Source organism: Longimicrobium sp., assembly GCA_036389795.1.
Classification (GTDB): domain Bacteria; phylum Gemmatimonadota; class Gemmatimonadetes; order Longimicrobiales; family Longimicrobiaceae; genus Longimicrobium.
Map to the genome: position 1 here is coordinate 1 of DASVWD010000026.1, position 5,798 is coordinate 5,798.

The 5,798-nt window shown below is 71.1% G+C and carries 6 protein-coding genes; 1 reads left to right on the forward strand and 5 read right to left on the reverse strand.

Annotated elements, in window-relative coordinates; genetic code table 11:
• Window positions 1-138: 138 nt before the first annotated feature.
• The 5 genes from VF746_03300 to VF746_03320 all read right to left on the reverse strand — a co-directional run bounded on the left by VF746_03300 (window position 139) and on the right by VF746_03320 (window position 4,938).
• Window positions 139-1,122, reverse strand: a complete 984-nt coding sequence (locus VF746_03300; GenBank protein HEX8691446.1) for a TIGR03885 family FMN-dependent LLM class oxidoreductase — start codon at window positions 1,120-1,122, stop codon at window positions 139-141.
• Window positions 1,119-2,000, reverse strand: coding sequence for an SDR family oxidoreductase (locus tag VF746_03305; protein HEX8691447.1), 882 nt, complete (start codon window positions 1,998-2,000; stop codon window positions 1,119-1,121). The genes VF746_03300 and VF746_03305 overlap by 4 nt, the downstream gene beginning before the upstream one ends.
• 277 nt (window positions 2,001-2,277) lie before the next feature.
• Window positions 2,278-2,736 carry a hypothetical protein gene (locus VF746_03310; protein ID HEX8691448.1) on the reverse strand — a complete coding sequence of 153 codons (459 nt, stop codon included), beginning with the start codon at window positions 2,734-2,736 and terminating at the stop codon, window positions 2,278-2,280.
• A 104-nt stretch (window positions 2,737-2,840) separates the two neighbouring features.
• A complete protein-coding gene (locus VF746_03315) occupies window positions 2,841-3,530 on the reverse strand; it encodes a 3D domain-containing protein (protein ID HEX8691449.1) in 690 nt (229 codons plus the stop codon).
• Window positions 3,531-3,654: 124 nt separating this feature from the next.
• A complete protein-coding gene (locus VF746_03320; protein ID HEX8691450.1) occupies window positions 3,655-4,938 on the reverse strand; it encodes an AI-2E family transporter in 1,284 nt (427 codons plus the stop codon).
• 143 nt (window positions 4,939-5,081) lie between these two features.
• Here VF746_03320 and VF746_03325 point away from each other — a divergent pair, with 143 nt between their 5' ends.
• Window positions 5,082-5,321, forward strand: coding sequence for a hypothetical protein (locus VF746_03325; protein HEX8691451.1), 240 nt, complete (start codon window positions 5,082-5,084; stop codon window positions 5,319-5,321).
• The last annotated feature ends 477 nt before the right edge of the window (window positions 5,322-5,798 follow it).

Below are 5,798 nucleotides of genomic sequence, written 5' to 3' on the forward strand. Positions count from 1 at the left end.
CTGAAAAGGTCTCACACAGAGGGCACAGAGAACACAGAGGAACAGCGGAGAGATTGAAGTTCTCTCCGTGTCCTCCGTGTCCTCTGTGTGATGCCAATCTGTTTCTCGCGAACCAGAACAATGCTCGGAAACGTGGTATCACCCCCGCATCAGCTCCGGCAGCACGCGCTCGCCGAACACCTCGATGAAGCGCTCCTGCTCGCCGCGGTGCACGCAGTGCAGGTTGATCTCCGTGAAGCCCAGCTCCACGTCGCCCCGCAGCCACTCCAGGTGCCGCTCCGGGTCGCTGGAGATGCGCATCTTCTCCTTCACGTCCTCGCGGCGCACGTGCTCGCCGGCGGCGTCGAAGAGCGCCGGCATCTCAAGGTCCGCCAGCACGGGGCTGGGGAACATCACCGAGCGCCACTGGTCCCACGCCCCCTCCAGCGCCGCCTCGTCGGTCTTCGCGAAGGAGAGCTGCGCCTGCAGGTAGAGCGGCTTCCCCTCGCCCCCGCCGCGGCGGAAGGCGTCGACGATCTTCCGCATCCCCTCGCGCTCGCCGACCACGGTGATGAGCCCGTCGGCCCAGCCGCCCATCCACTCCGCCGTCTCCTCCGAGAGCGCCGCCCCCACGATCAAGGGCGGCTCCTTCGGCCGCGTGTAGAGCTTCGCCTCCTCCACCGTCACCAGCCCGTCGTGCGTCACCGTCTCGCCCGCCCAGAGCGCGCGGATGATGTCGACGCCTTCGCGGAGCCGGCGGTTGCGCACCTCCTTGGGCGGCCACTTCCCGCCGGTGACGTGCTCGTTCAGCCACTCGCCGCTCCCGGGCGCGATCCAGAAGCGCCCCGGGAACATCTCCGCCAGCGTGGCCGCCGCCTGCGCGAGAATCGCCGGGCTGTAGCGCCACCCGCCAGGCACCGTCACCACCCCGAACGGGAGAGAGGTGGCCTGCAGCGCCGCGCCCAGCCAGCTCCAGGCGAACCCGCTCTGCCCCTCGCGCTCGCTCCAGGGATGGAAGTGGTCCGAGCACATCCCCGAGGCGAACCCCGCCGCTTCCGCCAGCCGCACGTAGCGCAGCAGCTCGCCGGGCGCGAACTGCTCGTGGCTGGCGTGGTAGCCGACCCGCGGCCTGGCCGCGCTCACCGGCTGGTGGTCTTGCCGGTGGGCGAGAGCACTTCGCCCGAGTAGTAGCGCGCGTCCGCCGAGGCCAGGAACACGTAGCTGGGCGCGATCTCGGCCGGCTGGGCGGGGCGCTCCCAGAAGGTGTCCTTGCCGAACTCCTTCACGTGGTCGTGGTCGAACGTCGACGGGATCAGCGGCGTCCACACCGGCCCCGGCGCCACCGTGTTCACCCGGATCCCCTTCTCCTTGAGCGACTTGGCCAGCGACAGGGTGAGCACGTGGATGGCGCCCTTGGTGCTGGCGTAGTCGATGAGCTGCGGGTTCCCCTCGAACGCCGTCACCGACCCGGTGTTGAGGATCACCGCGCCCTCCTCGAGGTGCGGCAGCGCGGCCTGCACCATCTGGATGTAGCCGTAGATGTTGGTGCGGAACGTCCGGTCCAGCTGCTCCTGCGTGATGTCAAGGATCGACTCCTGCGACATCTGGTACGCCGCGTTGTTCACCAGCACGTCCAGCCGCCCGAGCTCCCGCACCGTGCGCTCCACCAGTTCCCGGCACTGGTCGGGGTCGCGCACGTCGAACTGGTGCACCAGGCAGCGGCGCCCCGCCTCCTCCACCCACGCCCTGGTCTCGTCCGCGTCCTCGCGCTCCACGTCGCCCAGGAAGCCGATGGCCACGTCGGCGCCCTCGCGCGCGAAGGCGATCGCCACCGCGCGCCCGATCCCGCTGTCGCCGCCGGTGATGAGCGCCACCAGCCCTTCCAGCTTCCCCGAGCCGCGGTAGCTCTCCTCGCCGTGGTCGGCCTTCGGCTCCATCATCGCCTCGACCCCCGGCGGCTCCTGCTCCGGCACGTCCGGCGACGGCGTGGGCCCCTTCTTCGGATCGCGCTCCTCCACCATGCGTCTATTCTCCCAATTGCGGTCTTCCGTCGATTCGCGGAGGCGCGGGAGGGTGCACGACGCGTACCGGGGAGCGGGGCAGGGCAGGATTACGACGGAACAGCGAGTTTGGGCATGTCCCCGCTCTCGCGGGGCCGGGCTGCGCGCGCGGTAGGGCACGATACGACCGTGCCCAACCGCGCCGGGCCACCGCCGCCACGATACCCCCTGTGGCGGCGGCGTCCCGGCCCTCCGGGCGCGCAGCCCTCATGCAACCGCGAACGGCTCTTTCGAGCAGCTAGACCCTATCCCCGGGTTGGTTCGACGGGAGGGTCGGGAAGGAATCCGCCTGGTCCGGGGCCGACGCGGGCGCTTCCCCGAGGGAGGCGGCGTTCGGGCTGGGCGTCAGGCGGATCGGCTCTTTGGGCAGGAGCCAGAGGAGCGCGCAGGCGGCGTAGACCAGTCGCGCCACGCCGGCGATGAGGGGAACGACCAGCAGCGCGAGCCAGAGCGCCAGGAAGAGCCCCGCGCGGATGCGGGTGCGGCGGACCAGCTGCGCCGCGGCCCTGCGCTCGGCCAGGCCGGTGAGGTCGCCGTGGCGGAGGCTGATCTCCACCAGGCCGTTGACCGCGGCCGTTTCCGCCGCGGCCAGGCCCAGGCGCAGGACGCCGCGCCCCACCCGGTACAGCAGCGCGGCGCCGCCGACGACCGCGAGGAGCCCGACGAGGGGATGGGCGGCGAGGGACTCGAGGTTCACCCCGACAGTTTCGCCGGACGCGGAGGAAAGCGAAAGGGCCCGGCGCGTCCGCCGGACCCCTCCACTTTCGCACTTTCGCACTCTCGCACTTTCGCACTAGCCGTTCAGCGCAGGTCCCCCGGCGACGCCCGGCCGATGGCGAGCACCTCCACCACCGCCGGGCGGCGGCCCCAGCGCTCCGCCTCGCGGCAGCTGTCGACGTAGATGTCGATCTTGTTGCCGCGGATGGCCCCGCCCGTGTCCATGATGGTGAAGATCCCGATCGGCCGCCCGTCGGGGTGGGTGACGCGCACCACCGAGCCCAGCGGGAGCACGCGCGGGTCGCCCGCCGCCATCCCGTCGCGGGTCCGCACGCCCGTGCGCATCTCCCCCTTCAGGCAGTACATGGTGGAGCTCATCTCGATCCGCTGCGCCACCGGGAACGCCCGCCGCGCCGCCGCCTCCACGTCGGCGTCCGTGGCGCCGCTGTTCGAGGCCGCCAGGGCGCGGGCCAGCGCCTGCTCCAGGTCCTGGATGCGCTGCACGTGCGGATCGGGCTCCGGCGCGGGCGCCGGCGCCGCGGCCTGCTGAGGCTGCGGAGCCTCGGCCGGCGCCGGCGTCTCGGGCCGCAGGTTCGCCGCCGCCGCGCTGGCGATCGACGACTCCCCGGCCCCGGACCGGGCGACGCGGGGTGCGCACGCCCACACGCCGATGAGGATGCCGGACACCACCAGCGCGCCCGCCGGCGCCAGCAGGCGATACAGCGAGCCCGGGCTGCGGTCCGCCGGCCATTTCTGTACCACGCGATTCTGCATCAGTCCCTCCGGAACAGGGTTTCGGAGCCCCACCCCCGGCGCCCTCCGCGCACCCCTGCCGCGGCCGTGCGCCGTTCCTCCCCTCCGCCCCCGCCGGCAGCCCGCCGGCGCTCCAGGTGGCCCCTCACTCGGCAGCGAGCACCGGCCGCTCGCCGCGGAACAGCCGCGACTGGCGGTAGCGCTCGAGCGCATGGAGGAGGAGCAGCTTCACCAGCACCGCCAGGGGCACCGCGATCAGGAGCCCCACGAAGCCGAAGAAGAACCCGCACACCGCGAGCGCCAGGATCACCCACACCGGGTGCAGCCCCACCGACTCGCCCACGATCTTCGGCCCCAGCACCGCCCCGTCCAGCACCTGCACCACCGCGAACACCACCAGCAGCGTGAGCAGGTGGCGCACGGGGCTCCCCGAGAACAGCGCGATCACCACCCCGGGAATGGCGCTCGCCACCAGCCCCATGTAGGGGATCAGGTTGAAGGCGCCCGCGATGAAGCCCAGCAGCAGCGCGTACGGAAAGCCCGCGACCGCCAGGAACAGCCAGGTGAGCACGCCGACGATCGTGGCCTCGATGAGCTGGCCGCGCAGGTAGCCGGAGAGGAGCCGGTCGTACTCGCGCGCGAAGCCCACCACCCGGTCGCGGTGCGGCCCCGGGACCAGCGCCGTCAGGCGTTCCTCGAAATCCGGCCAGTCGCGCAGCAGGTAGAAGGTGAGGATCGGGGTGAGGAACACGTAGCTCAGGATGCTCAGGATCGTCCCCAGCCCGCGCCCCAGCCCCAGCACCCCCTGCCACGCCGCCCGCGCGATCGCCGCCTGCCGCTCCTCCAGCCACGCCGTCACCATCTCGGGCCGCAGCGAGTTCAGCCGCGCGATCACGGCCTCCTTGTCCACCAGCGGCAGGTCGCGCGTGGCCAGCTGCCGCTCCCAGCGCTCCACTGTCGCCGTGAAGCCGCGCACGTAGTCGGGCACCCGGAGGATGAAGTCGGCGACCTCGCCGCCGAGCGCGGGGGCGGCGACGAAGACCACGAGCGCGAGCACGCCGATGCCGGGCAGGGCCAGGATCGCCACCGCCAGCGGGCGCGAGACGCGCAGCCTGCCGATCCGCCGCCCCGTCAGCCGGTCCACCAGCGGGTGCTGGATGTACGCCAGCACCAGCGCCAGCACGAACGGCGCGAGCAGGAACCCCGTGGTGCTCAGCACCCACGCCAGCATCAGCACCGCCGCGGAGGTGACGATCAGCAGGTGGTGGCGCGTCCCCGAGTACGGCGAGATGACGAAGACCAGCAGCAGGAAGAGGACGAACGGGTTGAGGATCGAGTGGACGCTGTAGAGGAACAGCCCCAGCACCCCCAGCACCACCAGGGAGTGGATCGTGCGCCAGTTGAAGCTCTCGGGGGTCTCTGGGAGCATGAGTCCGGGGCGGGGGATCGGTGGCGGAGAACGCAACAACAGTACAACCCCAAAGGGCCGCGGGCCAGCCTTTCCGCGCACGCTTCCTGCAAAGCCGTTTCGCGGCAACGACTTGCGCGTGAACCCAACGGGAGGGCTTCGAGATGGGGATCCGGAAGAAGGTGGCGCGGGCGGCGTTCCACACCCTGGCTCCGTGCGTCACCACCCGCGAATTGCGGCAGGCCGCCGCGATGGGCGCCGTGCGCTGGGCGGGGAGGCGCGTGGCCCGCGAGGCGGGGAAGAAGGCCGCGCTCTACGCCGCCACCGGCCTGGCCGCCGTGGCGGTGACGGTCCCCGTGGGCCTGTACCTCGGCCGCCGCCTGCGCGACGCCTGGGTGGAATGATCCCACAGGCTCGCGCCTCCACGTTGGGAGACCACGGGCGCCATCTGCGTGCACAGGAGCGCTAGGATTCCGTGCACAAGAGCGCTAGCGCCCACACCTCCGGCAAAGCTGCATTCGAGGTAGAATCAACTGCACATTCAGGGTAGGATCGGCTGCACACTTGGGATAATCCCCATCCCCCAGAGGCACGCCGGCGAGCCGTCGCGTGCACGAGAGTGCTAGAATTCTGTGCACAAGAGCGCTAGCGTCGATGTCTGCAAAGCTGCACATTCAGGATAGGATTGGCTGCACATTTAGGGTAAATGTCACGAAGGAACGGTGTCGGGGTGAGACGAGTCATCCTCGGTTATTCACGAAGCTCGGGACATTCGCCGTGCGGCTTTGCGGTCGCTGTCGGAGAGGGCCGTCGGGCGAGAGGTGTGTCTCAGGAGCACGACGCCCCTTTCCCCACGGGTGACCGGGAGGAGGCTCGGCGTC